Origin of the sequence: Ornithinicoccus hortensis (genome assembly GCF_006716185.1) — a bacterium.
GTDB classification, from domain to species: domain Bacteria; phylum Actinomycetota; class Actinomycetes; order Actinomycetales; family Dermatophilaceae; genus Ornithinicoccus; species Ornithinicoccus hortensis.
On sequence record NZ_VFOP01000001.1, the window covers coordinates 246,414 to 263,741 of the forward strand.

General features: G+C 71.4%; 16 protein-coding genes. 4 read left to right on the forward strand and 12 right to left on the reverse strand.

Translation table 11 applies throughout. The features are described 5' to 3' along the window. Positions 1-55: 55 nt before the first annotated feature. The 3 genes from FB467_RS01070 to FB467_RS01080 form a co-directional block, all read right to left on the reverse strand. Positions 56-1,288, reverse strand: coding sequence for a mechanosensitive ion channel (locus FB467_RS01070; RefSeq protein ID WP_141783442.1), 1,233 nt, complete (start codon positions 1,286-1,288; stop codon positions 56-58). A gap of 129 nt (positions 1,289-1,417) precedes the next feature. Beyond that, the gene (locus FB467_RS01075) at positions 1,418-1,966 is read right to left on the reverse strand and encodes a type 1 glutamine amidotransferase domain-containing protein (RefSeq protein WP_141783443.1); all 549 of its coding nucleotides are present in this window, start codon (positions 1,964-1,966) and stop codon (positions 1,418-1,420) included. A 73-nt stretch (positions 1,967-2,039) separates the two neighbouring features. Beyond that, positions 2,040-2,699: an NAD(P)-dependent oxidoreductase gene (locus FB467_RS01080; protein ID WP_141783444.1), complete on the reverse strand. Its 660-nt coding sequence runs from the start codon at positions 2,697-2,699 to the stop codon at positions 2,040-2,042. Between the two features lie 137 nt (positions 2,700-2,836). On the opposite strand from FB467_RS01080, the gene FB467_RS01085 reads away from it, so the two are divergent. Next, entirely contained in the window at positions 2,837-4,579 is a 1,743-nt protein-coding gene (locus FB467_RS01085; protein ID WP_141783445.1) for a pyruvate dehydrogenase, read from the forward strand. A 10-nt stretch (positions 4,580-4,589) separates the two neighbouring features. On the opposite strand, the gene FB467_RS01090 is transcribed toward FB467_RS01085, so the two are convergent. Then, on the reverse strand, positions 4,590-6,689 hold the full coding sequence (locus tag FB467_RS01090) for an elongation factor G-like protein EF-G2 (protein ID WP_141783446.1): 2,100 nt from the start codon (positions 6,687-6,689) through the stop codon (positions 4,590-4,592). A 79-nt stretch (positions 6,690-6,768) separates the two neighbouring features. Here FB467_RS01090 and FB467_RS01095 point away from each other — a divergent pair, with 79 nt between their 5' ends. From FB467_RS01095 to FB467_RS01105, 3 genes are all read left to right on the forward strand, one after another. After that, positions 6,769-8,139, forward strand: a complete 1,371-nt coding sequence (locus FB467_RS01095; protein WP_170230508.1) for a multidrug effflux MFS transporter — start codon at positions 6,769-6,771, stop codon at positions 8,137-8,139. A gap of 74 nt (positions 8,140-8,213) precedes the next feature. Beyond that, positions 8,214-8,981, forward strand: coding sequence for a hypothetical protein (locus tag FB467_RS01100; protein ID WP_141783448.1), 768 nt, complete (start codon positions 8,214-8,216; stop codon positions 8,979-8,981). Between the two features lie 53 nt (positions 8,982-9,034). Next, on the forward strand, positions 9,035-9,790 hold the full coding sequence (locus FB467_RS01105) for a hypothetical protein (protein WP_141783449.1): 756 nt from the start codon (positions 9,035-9,037) through the stop codon (positions 9,788-9,790). A 105-nt stretch (positions 9,791-9,895) separates the two neighbouring features. Here the strand turns inward: FB467_RS01105 and FB467_RS01110 are convergent, their stop codons facing one another. The 8 genes from FB467_RS01110 to FB467_RS01145 all read right to left on the reverse strand — a co-directional run bounded on the left by FB467_RS01110 (position 9,896) and on the right by FB467_RS01145 (position 17,247). Next, complete coding sequence (locus FB467_RS01110) at positions 9,896-10,960, reverse strand: nitroreductase family protein (RefSeq protein ID WP_141783450.1); 1,065 nt, start codon at positions 10,958-10,960, stop codon at positions 9,896-9,898. Next, entirely contained in the window at positions 10,957-12,087 is a 1,131-nt protein-coding gene (locus tag FB467_RS01115; RefSeq protein WP_141783451.1) for a hypothetical protein, read from the reverse strand. The genes FB467_RS01110 and FB467_RS01115 overlap by 4 nt, the downstream gene beginning before the upstream one ends. Then, positions 12,080-12,568, reverse strand: coding sequence for a DUF4188 domain-containing protein (locus FB467_RS01120; RefSeq protein WP_141783452.1), 489 nt, complete (start codon positions 12,566-12,568; stop codon positions 12,080-12,082). The genes FB467_RS01115 and FB467_RS01120 overlap by 8 nt, the downstream gene beginning before the upstream one ends. Continuing rightward, the gene (locus FB467_RS01125) at positions 12,565-12,894 is read right to left on the reverse strand and encodes a hypothetical protein (RefSeq protein WP_141783453.1); all 330 of its coding nucleotides are present in this window, start codon (positions 12,892-12,894) and stop codon (positions 12,565-12,567) included. Before FB467_RS01125 ends, FB467_RS01120 begins: the two co-directional genes overlap by 4 nt. Continuing rightward, positions 12,891-14,501 carry a phenylacetate--CoA ligase family protein gene (locus FB467_RS01130; protein ID WP_228393296.1) on the reverse strand — a complete coding sequence of 537 codons (1,611 nt, stop codon included), beginning with the start codon at positions 14,499-14,501 and terminating at the stop codon, positions 12,891-12,893. The genes FB467_RS01125 and FB467_RS01130 overlap by 4 nt, the downstream gene beginning before the upstream one ends. A gap of 104 nt (positions 14,502-14,605) precedes the next feature. Next, positions 14,606-15,667, reverse strand: coding sequence for an IS110 family RNA-guided transposase (locus FB467_RS01135; RefSeq protein ID WP_170230512.1), 1,062 nt, complete (start codon positions 15,665-15,667; stop codon positions 14,606-14,608). Positions 15,668-15,992: 325 nt separating this feature from the next. Beyond that, positions 15,993-16,661 carry a GTP pyrophosphokinase gene (locus FB467_RS01140; protein WP_141786402.1) on the reverse strand — a complete coding sequence of 223 codons (669 nt, stop codon included), beginning with the start codon at positions 16,659-16,661 and terminating at the stop codon, positions 15,993-15,995. A gap of 73 nt (positions 16,662-16,734) precedes the next feature. Continuing rightward, the gene (locus FB467_RS01145) at positions 16,735-17,247 is read right to left on the reverse strand and encodes a MarR family winged helix-turn-helix transcriptional regulator (RefSeq protein WP_141783454.1); all 513 of its coding nucleotides are present in this window, start codon (positions 17,245-17,247) and stop codon (positions 16,735-16,737) included. Between the last annotated feature and the right edge of the window lie 81 nt (positions 17,248-17,328).

A 17,328-nucleotide genomic window follows, 5' to 3' on the forward strand; every position in this document is an offset into this window, starting at 1 on the left:
TCAGGCGCCCGCGGGAAGCTTCCCGCGGGCGCCTGACGCCGTCCTGTGGTGGTGGTCAGGCGGTGGGGGTATCCCCCGCCTTCGGGGCGTCCTCCACCTTGCGCTGCGCCTTCTCGAGCGAGCGCGCGGCGGCGTCGCGGCCACCCAGCCCGTAGGCCAGGGCCGCGGCGAGCGCGCCACCGACGACCAGCGAGCCGAACGCCAGGTTGATGATCGAGTCGGCGATGCCCATGTACTGCAGGCCCATCGCCACGAAGAGCACCAGGGTGGCATAGCGGATGATGGTGCTCGCCGTGCCGTTGCCGACGGCGCGGGAGAGCAGGCTGGCCACCAGGAAGCCGGCGGCGATGATCGCCCCACCGAACAGCACGCGGCCACCAAGCTCCAGCACCTCGTTGAGGATCGCGGTGACCTCCGGGAAGTTCAGCGTCCGGGTGGCCATGATCGCGAAGAAGATCATGATGGCGACCTGCGCGATCTTGGTGATCACCCCGGAGGCGCTGGTGCCCTCCGGCGCGATGCCCAGGCTGGCGACGGCCCGGTCGGTGCCCAGCCCGCGCAGCGTGCTCTCCAGCAGCTCGCCGACGAACTTGGCGATCAGGAAGCCCAGGCCCAGGATCAGCGCCGCGGCGATGATCAGCGGGATGGCGTCCAGGATGATCGTCAGCATCCGCTGGGCGGGGTCGGAGATCGACCGGATGCCCAGCACCTGCAGCGCCGCGATGGAGACCACGATCAGCACGATCGCGAAGACCAGGTTGCCGACCAGCGAGGGCAGGTTGCGGACCAGGTTGTTGTCCGTGTCGGCCGCCGGCTGGGCCACCGGGTCACCGGCGCCCACGGCCGTCGCCGCCCGGTTCGGGCTCAGCTTGGCCGCCAGGGACTCCAGGTTGGCAGCCCGCAGCGCGGTCTCCACCAACTGCTTGAGAATCTTCGCCAGCACAAAGCCGATGAAGAAGACGAATGCCGCTCCGATGATGTTCGGCAGATAGCTCATCACATTGTCGAGCAGCGATTGAATGGGCGACAGGGCCGCATCGAGAGCAAAGACCTGAAGGACCGCCACCAAGCCGAACAACCAGACCAGCAACGAGCCGATCTGACCGAGTGACTCACCCAGTGATTCTCCGTCGGCACCCTGCTTCTGCAGGAAACCGATCTTGCTCACGAGCTTTCCTATCGCCCACTTCACGACGCGGGCCAGGACCCAGGTCGCGATCAGGATCAGGATTGCGATCACGACATTCTGCAGGATCTGCGCCCAGTCGTAATTGTCCCAGAAGTCCACGAGATCTCCTCATATCGGGTAGCGGGCATCGAATGAAGGGGGTTCCCCCAAACGACAAATCACAGTACCCGTCATGAAAGAAAACTCAACCCCGAACGTTCGTTTCCGGGATATCCACCGGGTCCCTGATCAGGCGGTCTGGCCGGCGTGCTCGCCCTCGGAGAGCTCCTCGATCAGCTTGGCGTTGAAGGCCGGTAGGTCGTCCGGCGTGCGGCTGCTCACCAGGCCGTTGTCGACCACGACCTCCTCGTCGACCCACTCCGCACCGGCGTTGCGCAGGTCCGTCTGCAGGCTCGGGTAGGAGGTGAGCCGGCGACCGCGCAGGACGTCGGCATCGGTGAGGATCCAGCCACCGTGGCAGATCGCGGCGACCGGCTTGCCCTGCTCGAAGAACGCCCTGGTCAGCGCCACAGCGTCGGCATCCATCCGGAGCTTGTCGCCATTGACCACGCCGCCGGGCAGCACCAGGCCGGCGAAGTCGGCGGCGTCGGCATCGGCGACGGCGAGGTCGACCCCCGCCTCGTAGCCCTTCTTGCCGGTGAGCGTGCCGGGCTCCGGTGAGATGAGCACCGGCTCGGCACCGGTCTCCACCAGCGCGTCCCAGGGACTGGTCAGCTCGCTGTCCTCGAACCCGTCGGTCAGCAGGAAGGCCACCTTTGTGCCAGTGAGGTCGGTCATCGTGTCTCCTCTCGTGCGTCTGCGGTGGGCACCCGTCACCCCGACGGTATGCCGGATGGTCGGCCCGCGCGCGTCAGCCGGCCAGGGAGTCCAGGGCCTGGGCGATCGGCACCGGGCCGTTGTTGAACTGCACGGTCGTCCCCGCGAGGTCGTCGCGGTCGATCACGGCGGCGGCCACCGCCGCCACGTCGGCGCGGGAGACCTGGCCGGACTCGACGCCGGGACCGCCCAGCTCGATGGAGCCGGTCGGCGCGTCCAGGGTCAGGCCGCTGGGCGCCAGGATGGTCCACGCCAGGTCCGTGCCGCGCAGGTGCTCGTCGGCCGCGGCCTTCGCCTCGGCATACGCGAAGAACGGGTTGTCCTCGGGCACACCGTGGTCCGGGCTCGCACCGAAGTAGGACACCATCACGTAGCGGGGCACCCCGGCGGCGACGGCCGCGTCCATCGAGCGGACCGCGGCGTCCTGGTCGACCGCGCGGGTGCGGGCGGGGTTGCCGCCGCCGGCGCCGGCGGACCAGACGACCACGTCGTGCCCGCGGACCAGGTCGGTGAGGGCGTCGGTGTCCATGGTCTCCACGTCGGCGACCACCGGGGTGGCGCCGGTCGCGGCGACCTCGTCCGTGTGCTCGGGGTTGCGGATCACCGCCGAGACCTCGTGGCCGGCGGCGGTGAGCAGGGGCTCCAGCTCCAGGGCGACCTTGCCGTGTCCACCGATCAGTGCAATACGTGCCATGCCAAGTCCTCCGTGTCGTTCTCGGGTCCCCGTGGCCGCGCCGACGGGCGTGCTCTCTGGGGGCAACGGGCCCGGCGGCGGTCCTGTTCCCCGGTGGCTACGGTGGGGCGATCAGGTTCCTTTCTACGGAGGCCCGCATGAAACTCGCCGAGCAACTCGTCGCCCAGCTCCAGCAGGCCGGGGTCCGCCGGATCTACGGCATCGTGGGGGACAGCCTGAATCCGGTCGTCGACGCCTGCCGGGCGACCGGTGGCTCCGCCGACGGCGGCATCGACTGGATCCACGTCCGCCACGAGGAGGCGGCCGCCTTCGCCGCGTCGGCCGACGCCCAGCTGACCGGGGAGCTCGCGGTGTGCGCCGGGTCGTGCGGCCCGGGCAACCTGCACCTGATCAACGGCCTCTACGACGCGAACCGGACCGGGGCGCCGGTGCTCGCCATCGCCTCGCACATCCCGAGCAGCCAGATCGGGTCCGGCTACTTCCAGGAGACCCACCCGGACCGCCTCTTCACCGAGTGCTCGGTCTACTCCGAGCTGATCACCTCACCCGCGCAGTCGCCCCGCGTCGTGCACTCGGCGATCCGGCACGCGCTCGGCCTGGGCGGCGTCTCCGTGGTCACCCTGCCCGGCGACGTGGCCGACCTCGACGCCACGACCGAGGCCCCGGCATACCGTCCCGTGAGGCGCGGCACGCTGGCGCCCGACCCCGACGTGCTGCACGAGCTCGCGGACGCGCTCAACGCCGCGGACCGGGTGGCCATCTTCGCCGGGGCTGGTGTCGCGGGCGCGCACGACGAGGTGGTCCGGTTGGCCGAGCTGCTGAACGCCCCCGTCGGACACTCGCTGCGGGGCAAGACCTTCATCCAGCACGACAACCCGTATGACGTGGGGATGACCGGGCTACTCGGCTACGGGGCCGCGGCCTTCGGGATGGAGGACGCGGACCTGCTGCTCCTGCTGGGCACCGACTTCCCCTACGACCAGTTCCTGCCGGACGTCACCACGGTCCAGGTGGACCGCGACGCTGCGGTCATCGGCCGCCGCACCGAGGTGACCCTGCCGGTGCACGCAGACGTGCTGGCCACCCTCGAGGCGCTGCTGCCGCTGATCAAGGCGAAGAAGAACCAGAAGTTCCTCAAGCAGACCCTGAAGCGGCACGACAAGCTGATGGACAAGTCGGTCGGGGCCTACACCCGCAAGGCCGAGAAGCTGGTCCCGATCCACCCCGAGTACGCCGCGTCGGTGCTCGACGAGGTCGCGGCGGACGACGCGATCTTCACCGCCGACACGGGCATGTGCAACGTGTGGACGGCGCGCTACCTGAACCTGCGCGGCACCCGCGACCTGATCGGCTCGTTCCTGCACGGCTCGATGGCCAACGCCCTGCCGCAGGCGGTCGGGGCGCAGCTGGCCTACCCGGACCGGCAGGTCATCTCGGTCTCCGGCGACGGCGGCCTGGCGATGCTGCTCGGGGAGCTGTTGACGCCGGTGATGTACGACCTGCCGCTGACCGTCACCCTGTTCAACAACTCCACGCTCGGCATGGTCAAGCTGGAGATGCTGGTGGACAAGCTGCCCGACTTCGGGGTGGACGTCCCCGCCACCGACTACGCCGCGATCGCCGCGGCCATGGGCTGGCACGCCGTGCGGGTGACCGATGCCCGGGAGCTGGAGTCGGCCTACCGGGAGGCGCTGGAGCACCGCGGGCCGTCGCTGGTCGACATCGTCACCGACCCGAACGCCCTGTCGATCCCGCCCAAGGTCACCGGCGAGCAGATCTTCGGCTTCGCCACGGCGATGAGCAAGATGGTCTTCAACGGCGGAGCCGGCGAGGTCGTCGCCATGGCGCGGTCGAACCTGCGCAACGTGCCGCGCCGCTGAGACCGCGCCGTCAGCGCCGGTTGCTGCCGATCTCGGTGGCCAGCTGGGCCGGCAGGTAGTCGTAGCGGACGAACTCGCGGGTGAACGTCGCCGACCCGTGGGAGACCGAGCGCAGGTCGATGGCGTAGCGGCTCAGCTCGTGCTGGGGCACCTCGGCGTGCACGACGGTGTGCCCCTCCTCACCCGCCTCCGTGCCGTGCACCTGGGCGCGGCGGCCGCGCAGGTCGGCCATCACCGGCCCGACGTACTCGTCGGCGACCGTGACGGCGATGTGGTCGACCGGCTCCAGCAGGGACACCGTCGAGTCGTTGGCGGCCTCCCGGAGGGCCAGCGCCCCGGCCGACTGGAAGGCCATGTCCGAGGAGTCGACCGAGTGCGCCTTGCCGTCCAGCAGGGTGACCCGCAGGTCCACCAGCGGGTAGCCGGCCAGCACGCCCTGGGCGATCTGGCTGCGGCAGCCCTTCTCGACCGAGGGGATGAACTGTCGCGGGACCGCCCCGCCGACCACCTTGTCGACGAACTCGAAGCCGGCGCCCCGCTCGAGCGGCTCGATCCGCACGTGGACGACGGCATATTGACCGTGCCCGCCGGACTGCTTGACCAGGCGGCCAGTGCCGTCGACCGGTCGGACAAAGGTCTCCCGCAGGGAGGTGCGCACCGGGTCGACCTCGACCTCCACGTGGTGCCGCTCGCGCAGCCGCTCCAGCAGGTCGTCGACGTGCGCCGGGCCCAGCGTCCACAGCACGAGCTGGTGGGTCTCGGGGTTCTGCTCCATCCGCAGCGTCACGTCCTCGGCGACCACCCGTTGCAGCGCCGAGGCCAGCTTGTCCTCGTCCCCCGGGGAGGCGGCGCGCACTGCCACGGGCAGCTGCGGCTCCGGCAGCAACCAGGCGGCGACCAGCGCCGGGTGCTCCATGTCGGAGAGGGTGTCGGCGGTCTCGGCGTGCGCGATCTTGGTGACCAGCACCAGTTCCCCGGCGATCGCGCGGTCGCGCGGGGCGGTGCCGTCGGCCAGCGGGCTGCTGATCTGACCCACCCGTTCGTCGTCCTCGTCGTGGCCGGGGTGCCCGGCGACCTCGTGGCCGGCAACCCAGGACAGGTGGCCCGAGACGTGCAGCCGGTCGTCGCTGCGCAGCGTGCCGGCGAACACCCGCACCAGGGACAGCCGCCCGACATACGGGTCCGTCGTGGTGCGCACCACCTCGGCGACCAGCGGCGCGTCAGGGTCGGCGCAGATGTCGCCGTAGTCCGAGCCCGAGGCGGTCGACACCGGGGGTATGCCGGCGGCCGGCGGGGCGGGGAAGCCCACCTCGATCACCTCGAAGAGTTCCTCGATGCCGGCGGCCGTGGGCGGGTGGACCGGGATGATCGGGAAGAACCGCGCCGTCGCGACAGCGGCGCGCAGGTCCTCGCGCAGCATCGCCAGGTCGACGTCCTCCCCCTCCAGGTAGCGCTCGAGCAGTGACTCGTCCTCGGACTGCTCGATCACCGACTCGAGCACCGGGCCCCGGCGTTCCTCGATGTCGGCGGCCTCCGCGTCGGTGGGCTCCTCCGGGGCGGCGACACCGCCGTCGGGGTCGACCCGGCGCACCCGGCGCCGCAGCAGGTCCAGGACACCGGTGACCGAGCCGCCCTGCAGGATCGGGCGGTAGAGCGGCTGGGCGTCGCCGAAGACCCGCTGGCAGTCGGCGACCACCGCGTCGTAGTCGGCGCGGGCCAGCTCCAGCTGGGTGACCGCGACCGCGCGCGGCATCCCGACCGCGGCGCACTCCCGCCACAGCATCCGGGTCGGCTCGTCGACGGTGTCGCCGGCCGAGACCACGAAGAGCACGGCGTCGGCGGCGCGCAGCCCGGCCCGGACCTCGCCGACGAAGTCCGGACGTCCGGGGGTGTCCACCAGCGTGACGACGAGGTCGCCGCGCGCGACGGTGGCCACCCCCATCCCGGTCGACGGCGGCTGCTCCCCCTGACGGACCTGGGCGCCCTCCGCGGCGGTGAGCCGCTCGAAGAGCATCGACTTGCCCGCACCGGCGGGACCGACGAGCACGACGTTGCGGATCTGGTCCGGACTGGCCGGCGGGACGAACGATCGCGACTCGGTGCGGCTCATGCACCTACCTAAGTCGTCGCCGCGGGCGGGCACAAGGGCCCGGTGGAATAGATGGCCACGGCACGGCCTTGACCACCCCATGCCCCTGCGTTCGGACCAGTCCACCCCCGTGTCCGCAGGCGCTGCCCCCGTCCCGCCCCGCACGGCGGTGACCGGTCGCACCGACGGGGAGCGTCAGCCCTCCCGCCTGGGGCAGCTGCTCATGTTCGGCGCCCTGGTGGCGATCGGCCCGCTGACCATCGACATCTACCTGGCGGCCTTCCCCACGCTGGTGACCGAGCTGGGCACCACCGAGGCCGCGGTCCAGCTGACCCTCACCGCCACCCTGGTGGGCCTGGCGATCGGCCAGCTGCTGATCGGCGCGGTGGCCGACGTCATCGGGCGGCGACGTCCCCTGCTGGCCGCGCTCACGGCATACGTGGTCATCTCGATGGTCATCGCGCTGTCCAACTCCCTCGAGGCGCTCGTGGTGCTGCGCTTCCTGCAGGGGCTGGTGGCGGCGGCCGGCATGGTGCTGAGCAACGCGATGGTGCGCGACCTCTACAGCGGGTCGCAGATGGCGACCTTCATCTCCCGGCTGTTCCTGATCGTCGGGGTGGCCCCGATCATCGCGCCGACGCTGGGCGCGCAGTTCCTGCACTTCGGGACCTGGCGGACGATCTTCTGGGCGCTGGCCGTCTTCGGCCTGGTGCTGGTGACCGCCGCCCTGTTCTTCACCCGGGAGACGCTGCCGCCGGCCCGGCGCCGGCAGGGTGGGATCGCGCCGGCGCTGCGCTCGTATGCCGTGCTGCTGGGCGACCGCCGGTTCGTCGGCCTGGTGCTGACCGCCTGCACCGCGATGGGCGCCCTGTTCGCCTACATCAGCTCGGCGACGTTCATCTTCCAGGACCTGTACGGCATGAGCACCCAGGAGTACGCCCTGGTCTTCGCCGGCGGCGCGGGCGCGCTGACCGTGGCCAGCCAGGTGAACGGCTTCCTGGTCAAGAAGATCCACCCGGTGCGCATCCTGATGGTGGCGCTGCCCTCCGGCCTCGTCATCTCCACGCTGTTGCTGGCCGCCGCCCTGCTCGACCTGGGCGTGGTCGCCGTCGTCGCGGGGGTCGTGCTGGTCCTCGGTGCGACCGGCTTCGTGATGCCCAACGCCCCGGTCATCGCCCTGAACGACCACGGCGAGCGGGCCGGCTCGGCCGCCGCGCTGCTGGGGGCCGGCAACTTCGTCTTCGGCGCCCTGATCGCCCCCGTCACCGGGGCCTTCGACGCCGCCTCGGCCGTGCCGATGGCCGCGGTCATGGTCGGCTGTGGCGCGGTCTCCCTGCTGGTCTACTGGACCCTCGCCCGGCCCCGCGACATCCTGGCCACGATGCCCTGGAACGAGGACGAGGCCGACGTCGAGGCCGCACCGGCCGAGGTCGCCGCGTCGCAGCCGGTGCCCGGCCCCGCCGCGGGCTGAGTCGGGCGGCCCGCACGGCTCGGAGCCTGCACTGTCGCCGCCCCGACCTGCTTCCCCTTCGTAGGATAGGCGCCATGCGAGGTATCGGAACGATCCTGACCGCTGGCACCCTCGGCGTGCTCCTGCTGGCCGGCTGCTCGGGCGAGGACGACCCGGCCGAGGGCACCACCACCGACCAGGCACAGACGACGGAGGGGGCCAGCGCGGAGGCCGAAGACGACGCCGCCTCCGGGGTCGACACGGCGGACGGCGACACCGCGACCGAGGACATCGCGACCGAGGACACCGCGACCGACGACACCGCGACCGACGACACCGCGACCGAGACGGAAGTCGCCGACGGCGACGGCGGCGGCTCGGACGAGACCGGAGCCGCGCCAGACCCGGATGCAGCGCCGGAGGAGGTCCTGGAGCAGGCCGGGCTGCTCGACGGCCAGCAGGTCGTCGTGGGGCCGGGTGGGGTCGACGACCCGACCGTCCAGGCGGCGATCTGCGACTACGTGGTCGGGACCCAGGACGAGGTGGCCGCCATCACGGGCGTCTCCGACGACCTGACCCCGCTGGACGGCAACGGCTACACCCAGCGGGGCGGCAACGGGGGCGGCATCCAGTGCGTCTACGACGTCGACGGTGCGGACGGGTTTGGCATCGTGCTGTGGAGCAAGGAGATTCCGAACGTCGAGGACGGCGACGAGACCCAACTCCTGGCAAGCGGACCCGTGGGCGAGCACTGGGGCACGGTGGCCTACGCCCCGACCTTCGCCGGAGAGGTGATGGACGAGGCGGCGGCAGCCGCGTGGCTGGAGGACGCGGCGACCCGCTGGGGCGGCGCCTCGGCCTGAGGGGCGACTGGCGTATTTCCCACCGCTACCGGCTGGTTCGTAGCATGAGGATCATGCGACTCATCGGAAAGCTCCTGACCGCTGGCACCGTCGGCGTGCTCCTCCTCACCGGTTGCGCGGGTGAGGACGACCCGGAGGAGAGCACCCCCGAGGACCAGCCCCAGGCCACGACCGAGACCGCCGAGGAGACCGACCCGGCCGGGGACGACGCGGCGGCCACCACCGACGACGGGGGTCCGGCGGATGACGGGGACGACGGTGGCGCAACCTCCGAGGACCCCGCCGACGACACCGCGGGCGAGGAGAACGGCGGCGACGACGGCACGGAGGGCGAGGACCAGGGCAGCGGCGACACGCCTGGGGACCCCCGGGAAGTCCTCGACTCGCTCGGCCTGCTGGACGGCGACAAGGTCCGGGTGGATCCGGCGGCGCCGATGGACCCAGGCATCGCGCGCGCCATGTGCGAGTACGTCTTCGGCAAGCCCGCCCAGGTCGCCGAGGTCACCGGCGTGACCGGCGAGCTGACCCTGCTGGAGAGCAGCGGCTACGAGCAGTGGCCCGCCCAGGGCGACGGGCTGCAGTGCATCTGGGACGTGGACGGCGCCAACGGCTTCGGCACGATGATGTGGAGCCAGCAGGTCCCCACGCCGAACAGCGAGGAGGCCTACATCGCCGCCGACGTCCCCGTCGGGGACTTCCACGGCGTCGTGGCCTACGCCCCGGACTACGAAGGCACCACGCTGGACGAGGACGCGGCGACCGCCTGGCTCGAGGACGCCGCGACCCGCTGGGCCGGCGCCTCCGACTAGCTCACTCCCGACCGGACGCGTCATCGGGCGGCCCCAGCACCCCACCAGACGCGTCATCGGGCGGCCTTCGTCTGCCACCGGACGCACGATCGGGCGAAACGCTGCCTACCCGTCGGTGAGTCGGTGGGAGCGCGCCGGGCGTTGAGCGGGTCGGCCGAGCCGGAACACCGCGTATGGCGACCGCCCGCCACCGGCGGCCTGCGACACCTGGTCCTCGGTTGCCGGGCAGTCCAGGAGCTGGCTCAGCGGATGGGCGGACAGGCCGCTGCGTCCGGCGGCCAGCCAGGTGCGCAGGAGGTCCCGCCCGAGCGCAAGCACGGCCTCGTCGGGAAGACCGGTGGGGGCGGTCAGCGCCACCACCGTCCCGACGGGCCGCGTGGTCGCCGAACGAGCGAGTGCCCGTGACAGTCCGGTCCGGCGCAGCACCGCCAAGGGCGTGGGTCGGAGCGCCAGTCGCAGGCCGGCCGACTCCCACCGGTTCAGTCCCATCGCCACGTCGCTCAGTCCGTCCAACACGTAGCGCGGATCGCCGGGGTCCAGCCGCAGCCAGTCCCGCAGCTCCCCGGTGGCGGGCCCCTCGAACGTCCACCGGTCTGCCCGGAGCAATGTCGCGCGGACCAGGTCGTCGGGGAGCACGTCCAGTCTCACCCCGTCCGCCAACCCGGCCGCGCCGGCCACCGAGGCGACCTCTTCCCGGGTGACAGGTGGGTCGGCATACCGGCCCCGCGCGGTCCGGCGCGCCACGAGTTCGGGGACCGTGAAGCGTGCATCGCCGCCCGATGGAGCGTCCGGTGGCAGGCCTTCCCCGACCGACGACGCGTCCGGTGGGGTCGGATCCCCGACCGATGAGACGTCCGGTCGCGGGTGGAGGGTGGCCACCGCCGCGATCCGGGAGGCCCGGTCGACGGCCGGGACGAGACGCAGCTCGAGGCCGAGGTCGGCCGCGACGATGGCCAGCGCCTCGGCCACGCAGCCGAGCGACAGGAACAGGTCGCGCCGGGTGGGGTCACCGACCTCCAGGACCCGGTCGGCGTGCCACCCCAGCCGCAGGGTGTCCGGCCCGTCGGCGGTGACCTCCCAGGGCTGGGTGTTGTGCGCGCTGGGGGCGCGCCCCCAGTCGGCGGAGCGGGCGAGCACCCGCTGCGCCGGCCCACCCGCCCCGGCACTCACGCCAGGTCCTTGCGGTAGAACGTCACCCCGTGCAGCGGCCGCCCACCCATCGCGGCGAACTGCGCGGCCGAGGCCGGGTTGTCCTCCCCGATGAAGGTCACCCGCAGGCTCCGGTAACCACCGTCGACCAGGTTGGCCAGCAGCCGGTGCGAGAGCACCGACATCAGTCCCCGACCCTGGGCAGCGGGCACGGTCCCCTTGATGATGAGCACGGCCTCGTCCCGGTAGCGGCGCCGCGTCAGCAGCAGCCGCAGCTGGTCGCGCCGGGCCATCCGGCCCCCGGTCGACATCACGAACCCGCTGAGGTCGGGCACCACGAGCACGAAGGCCGACGGCTCCCCCTCGACGGTCAGCCACAGCAGCAGCCGCTCGTCGAGCAGCCAGGCCAGCCCGTCGGTGGCGACGGCGAGCTCCTCCTCGCTGATCTCCGTGTAGTAGGGCAGCTGCGCGAAGCTCGGGTTGAGCATCCCGCGCAGGATGCCCAGTTGCCGCGACAGCCCGCGCCTCCGGCCGTGGTGCAGCGCCACCCCCTCCGGCAGGTCCCCGGCGCCGCGGGGGAAGACCGCGTCGGCATCGAGCGCGGTCAGGTCCTCGCAGATCCACGTGGCCGCGGGCCAAACCGGCGCGAAGCCCGCGGCCTCCCACGCCGCCGGGTAGTGCTCCGGGTTCCACGGCGAGTCGACGAAGCCGCGCTCGGCGAAGCCGGAGGTGATCACCCCGCCGGTCTGGTTGGGCAGCAGCGACACCGGGCCGAGCAGGACCGTCCGCCCGTCCGCACGGGCCCGTTCCTCCGCGTATGCCGTCAGCCCGGCGAGCGCGTCCGCGCCGGTGAACTCGGTGGCCCCGAGCAGCTGGGTCCGGGCCCCGATCCGGGCGTCCATCCGGTCGTCGCTGTGCACCGTGCTGCGCCCAACCACGGCACCGGTGCCATCCCGGGCCAGCACCAGTTCGACCGCGCCGTGGGCGGTGTGCGGCCCGTCACCGGTCCACCACCGCCGGATGCTGTCCTGCCAGAGCGGGACGTAGCGGTCCCGGGGGTGGCACCGCAACGGCAGGTCGACGAAGTCCCGCAGGTCCTGCTCGGTCCGGACGGGGGTGACGGTGACCGGACCCCGGTCCTCAGCCACCGGTCCTGCCGGCGTCCGGGACGTCCCGTCGGGCGCGGCGGACCCGCTGCACGGGAGGCCCGACCTCCTCGCGACCGACCGGGGTGAACGTCTCGATGTTGCGCATCACGTTCTCCTCGGCGCGCCACACCCCGTTGGTGTAGCCGGACTCGTGCGCGGAGTACACCCGGATCCAGCCCCCGGTGGCGTTCTTCGTCCCGTCGACGACCCAGTCCATCAACTCCCGGTGGGTGCCGGTGCGGGCGAACCGCATCAGGTCGTCCATCGTGTCGAACCAGGCGATCGTGCCGAGCGTGAACGGCGGCTGCCAGTAGGTGCGGTGGCCGCGGTAGCCCTTCATCCGCTTCATCTCCCCGATCATCGTGCGGTAGCGACCGGCGTGCCGCAGCCAGGCGGCCGGGCTGGTGTAGCGGGTGCCGCCGACGAACATCACCCCGGCCCGGGCGATGTCGGGGGCCTTGGAGAAGTCGGTCGTCCTCATGGTGCGTCCTCCCTGTCGACCGCCCGGTAGACCCGGATGTAGCCGCCCGTGGCGTGGTCCGGGTCCAGCACCCAGCCCATCAGGCGCCGGTGGGTCCCGGTGCGGGCGAACCGCATCAGGTCGTCCTGGGTGGCGAAGAACCCCAGGGTCCCCAGGCTGAACGGCGGCTCGTAGTAGACCCGGTGGTCCAGGTAGCCGGGCATCCGCTTCATCTCCCGGACCATCCGCAGCCAGTGGGGTGCCAGCCGCAGCCAGGCCACGGGCCCCGTGTAGCGGGTCGCGCCGACGAACACCGCCCCCGCCTCCGCCTGCGCCGCGCGACTCACGACGGGTCCTTCTGCAGGTAGACCCGCTTGAGCTTGGTGTTCTCCGCCGCGAACGGCCCGGTGCCGTGGTCGTGCACCCGCACCTCAATGTCCCCGGTGCGGTCCGACTCCTCCAGCGACTGGGCGAAGTCCCGGCTCACCCTGGCCAGGTAGCCCACGACCCCGGTCCGGGCGTCGGCGGCCAGGTCGGCGCGCTCGGCCTCCGCCAGCGTCACGCCCTCGCGCAGCTCCAGGTGGATCACCGGCTGGCTGTCCTTCCCGCCGTCGCGCTCCTCCAGGGTCAGCGTGAACGAGGCGAGCCGGGCCGCCCGGGAGGAGTCGTCATACAGGCCGTTCTCGACGTCCTGCGGGTAGATGTTGGCGCCCATGAACGAGATCGTGGCGTCCTTGCGGCCGAAGAGGAGAAGCAGGGGCAGCTTCATCCCCTGCTTCTCCCAGGCGGCGCGCGCCTCGGCGCGCCAGCGCGGGTTGCGGCGCAGGATCGCGGCCAGGTCGTGCCAGTCGAGCAGGACGCCCTCGTCGCCGATGTTGTAGCGCAGCTTCGGGCTGAGCACCTGCGTCGAGGTCAGGGTGCACAGGATCTCCCCGTCCGAGGTGGTCTCCAGGTAGGTCTCCAGCGGGTTGTACTGGAAGACCATCGGCGTGCGCGTCTCGTCCGCCCCGAGCACGGCCTCGCGGAGCCCGGGGTCCTCCAGCAGGGCCCGGCGCAGCCAGACGGTCAGCTCGGTCTCCCCGCCGATGCCGATCGTCAGGTCGGAAGCGCCGTAGCCGGACCGGACCGTGAGGAACCGCTCCTCGCAGTAGTCGCGCAGCGCCTCGGTCATCCCCTCGCCACCGACCAGCCCGTGCATCCGGTACTGGGACCAGTCCAGCCCGTCCGCGTCGAGCCGGTCGCGCAGGTCCTTCAGGAACGGCGGGTATGCCGTGACCAGGTAGGTGAATCCCGGACCGAAGTGGTGGATCGTGTCGACGATCTTGTCCAGGTCCGGGCCGGTGTTCTTGACCATCGCGATCTTGGCCATCGCGATCCCGGTGTTGGTGCCGGTCGCCCACGCCCCCATCGAGTAGGCGTTGATCACGAACAGCCGCTCCTCCTCGCGCATCATCAGCGAGGTGAACCCGGCGACGTTGCGGTGGATGTCGGCCAGCTCATCGCGCCCCCGCACCCAGTTGAACGGCGTCCCCGACGACCCGGACGACTCGTCGACCAGCGTCCCCCGCAGCGCCAGGTCCCCGTGCCAGCAGCGCTGGTCCTCGGGGTACTGCGTGACGTAGCTGTCCTTGCTGGTCGGCGGGTAGTTCGTCAGGTCCCACCACCGGAACGTCCACCCCCGCTGCTTCAGGAAGTCCCGGTAGGCGGGCACGTGCAGCGAGGCCAGCTGGCAGGTCATCCAGGCGTGCCGCCGGGCGAAGTCCCCCATCCACGGCTGGTAGTTCGTCGCGGTCATCCGCCACATCGCCGGGTGCACCTTGTAGAGGCTGTAGGTCTCGGTCAGCGCCTTGGTCCCCACCCGCAGCGTCGTGCGCCGGGCGACCTTGAGCGGCAGGCTCTTCCACACCTTCTGGCCCGTGCCGTGGAGTCCGTCTCCCACGCGCTGCAGCGACATGCGCCGAGTATGCCGTGTCATGCCCGTCCGACGCCCCCGCCTCCCCGTCGGTTCCGCCCCGGCGGGAACCCCCTGCAGGATTATCGGGACGCTCCTATGGACCGTCAAGGCCTGATCGGGCCTGCTTCGAGCAGGCGGTAGAGATCGCGAGCGATGTAGCGCTTGAGGCAGCGTGTGATTTCGCGGTTGGTCTTGCCCTCGGCGGTGCGACGGGTGACGTATTCGCGGGTGGTTTGGTCGTAGTGGATGCGGGAGAGCGCGATGGTGTGCAGTGCCCGGTTGAGCTGTCGGTCGCCGTACCGGTTGAGGCGGTGTCGGGTGGTGACCTGGCCGCTGTTGGCCGGGATCGGGGCTACGCCGGCGAGCATCGCGAAGGCGGCCTCGGAGTGGATCCGGCCTGGGTGGGACCAGGCGCACAGCACGGTCGCGGCCACGATCGGCCCGACACCGGGCTGGGCCAGGACGTCGGGGCGCCAGGCCAGCACGATCGCCCGGATGGCGTTCTCGTGCTCGGCGGCCTCCTTCGACAGGGCACGTGCCCGCCGGGCCAGGGCGCGCAAGGTCCTGACGGTCGTAGTGGTCTCCAGGTCCCACGTTGAGTTAAGACGCATTTTCGCCGCGGTCCTGATCATCGCCGGGACCTTCTGGCCGCGGAACCGCTCGCGGATCGGCTCGGGCGCGGCGATGAGGAGGCTGAACAGCTGGCGTTGGGCGTCGGTGGAGGCGTTGACTGCGGACCGGCGCGCGGCCAGCAGCACCGAGAGCGCCTGGCGGTCCCCGCCACTGCGCGGGGTGCCGAGCTTCGCGCGGGACAGTGCTTCGCGGGCGGCGCGGATCGCGTCGAGCGGGTCGGACTTGGCGCCGTTACGTCGCTTAGCGCGTTCGGGACGGTCGAGCTCGACCACGACCTCCTGGTTGCGCTCGAGGTGCCGGGTCAGGCCGGCGCCGTGCCCGCCGGTGCCTTCGATCGCCCACGCCCGCAGTGCTGCGTGCTCGTTAGCGAACTCCACCAGTCGGGCATAGCCGTCGGTCGTGGCTTCGACGGTGATCTCCTCAAGCACACCGCCGGTCCGCGCGTCGACCACGGCCGCTGAGTGAGTCTGGACGTGGGTGTCGACGCCGATGACGGTATCGACGACGTCACGTAGATCGGTCACACTGGTCATGCGTTCTCTCCTTGCCTGGGAGCGGATGTGGTTCCGGTCCGGGGCGGAGACTCGGCAGGACTGTGATGAGACACGACCGGTGCGTGAACACCGGACGGTCAAGCTCCTGATCAGGCCAACTGCTCCGACCGGGCCGGGGCCGGCAACCCCAAGCGGACAAGTCCCGAGAAAGGCACAAAGCCAGTCACCCGAAGGGTCACACTCACGGTCACCGACCAACAGCCCAGCACCATCAGGCTGCAAAGGGAATCCTCACAGTCACCCGAGAATCCTGTACTTCGTTGCAGAACCTTCCCGGGACGAAGCGCCAGGTTCCGGGGTGAAGCTACCCCCGACCGAGGCTGTCGCGGATCGCGCGCAGCTGCCCGAGGACCTCGTCGGTCGGCACCAGGTGGTGGTCGGGCGGGGGCACCTCGGCGGTCCCGGCGTGCACCTGCTGGTGCAGGTCCTCCATGAGGGTGTCCAACCGGTGCGCGGTCTCGGCCGCCTCGGCCAGCTGCTCCAGCACCTCGGCGGGCGCCGAGCGACGGTACTTGTAGTAGATCTTGTGCTCCAGACTGGCCCAGAAGTCCATCGCGACGGTGCGGAACTGCACCTCGACGATCACGGGCGCGACCGAGTCCGACAGGAAGACGGGGACCTCGACGATGGCGTGCAGGCTGCGGTAACCGTTCGACTTGGGGTCGCGGATGTAGTCCTTGACCTCGATCACCGTGACGTCGGACTGCCCGGTGAACTGGTCGAAGAGCCGGTAGACGTCAGAGGTGAAGCTGCAGGTCACGCGGACCCCGGCGATGTCGGTGATGGCCGCGCGGATGGCCGAGAAGGAGGGGTCGCACCCCTTGCGGGCGACCTTGCCGATGATCGACTCCGGAGACTTGAGCCGCGAGCTGACGTGCTCGATCGGGTTGTAGTCGTGCAGCAGCCGGAACTCCTCGCGCAGGATCCCGATCTTGGTGGTGACCTCCTCCACCCCGAACTGGTACTGCAGCATGAAGCGGGTGAACTCGGTGCGCAGCGCCGCCACGTCGCCTAGGACGTCCGGGTCGATCGCGGGCAGCAGGCGCTTATCGGTCACCACGGGCCCCCGACCGCTCGTCGCCGGGCTCCGGACCCCCTGCGGCCGACTCCCCCGCAGCCGGCTCCCCCGCGACCTGCGTCGCCACGTCGACCAACCGGCCGTAGATCCTCTCCAGGTCGGCGAGCTCCTCGACGGACAGCCGGGAGAGCACCCGGTCGCGGTGCCGGTTGCCCATCCCCTCGAGGTCGTCGAGGACCGCGTGGCCCGCGTCGCTGAGGGACAGCAGCACCCGGCGGCGGTCCGCGGTGTCCGGCTCGCGGACCAGCAGCCCCTTGCCCACCAGCCGGTCGACCAGGCCGCTGATCGTGGGCGTGGAGACCTGCTGGGCCTCGGCGAGCGCCTGGCCGGTGGTGCGCGGCGTCGCCCGGATCACCAGCAGCAGCTGGAGTTGGCGCAGGGTCAGGTCGTCCGGGAAGGTCACCGGGCTCTTGGTGCTGACCAGCTGGCGCAACCGGGAGTCGTGCTCGGTGATCCGGGCGATCAGCGACTCCGGGTCCATCGCGGCGGCCTCCGCATCGGGTAGCTATTGATTAGGAAATGGCTAACTATTCCGTTCATACTAGCGAGGGCACCGTCGCTG

Excerpts from the sequence above, each read along its gene's own strand:
- FB467_RS01075 (WP_141783443.1), bottom strand. The coding sequence starts at position 1,966 with ATGACCGACCTCACTGGCACAAAGGTGGCCTTCCTGCTGACCGACGGG.
- FB467_RS01080 (WP_141783444.1), bottom strand. The coding sequence starts at position 2,699 with ATGGCACGTATTGCACTGATCGGTGGACACGGCAAGGTCGCCCTGGAG.
- FB467_RS01085 (WP_141783445.1), top strand. The coding sequence starts at position 2,837 with ATGAAACTCGCCGAGCAACTCGTCGCCCAGCTCCAGCAGGCCGGGGTC.
- FB467_RS01090 (WP_141783446.1), bottom strand. The coding sequence starts at position 6,689 with ATGAGCCGCACCGAGTCGCGATCGTTCGTCCCGCCGGCCAGTCCGGAC.
- FB467_RS01095 (WP_170230508.1), top strand. The coding sequence starts at position 6,769 with ATGCCCCTGCGTTCGGACCAGTCCACCCCCGTGTCCGCAGGCGCTGCC.
- FB467_RS01100 (WP_141783448.1), top strand. The coding sequence starts at position 8,214 with ATGCGAGGTATCGGAACGATCCTGACCGCTGGCACCCTCGGCGTGCTC.
- FB467_RS01105 (WP_141783449.1), top strand. The coding sequence starts at position 9,035 with ATGCGACTCATCGGAAAGCTCCTGACCGCTGGCACCGTCGGCGTGCTC.
- FB467_RS01120 (WP_141783452.1), bottom strand. The coding sequence starts at position 12,568 with ATGAGGACGACCGACTTCTCCAAGGCCCCCGACATCGCCCGGGCCGGG.
- FB467_RS01130 (WP_228393296.1), bottom strand. The coding sequence starts at position 14,501 with ATGTCGCTGCAGCGCGTGGGAGACGGACTCCACGGCACGGGCCAGAAG.
- FB467_RS01135 (WP_170230512.1), bottom strand. The coding sequence starts at position 15,667 with ATGACCAGTGTGACCGATCTACGTGACGTCGTCGATACCGTCATCGGC.
- FB467_RS01140 (WP_141786402.1), bottom strand. The coding sequence starts at position 16,661 with ATGCTGCAGTACCAGTTCGGGGTGGAGGAGGTCACCACCAAGATCGGG.
- FB467_RS01145 (WP_141783454.1), bottom strand. The coding sequence starts at position 17,247 with ATGGACCCGGAGTCGCTGATCGCCCGGATCACCGAGCACGACTCCCGG.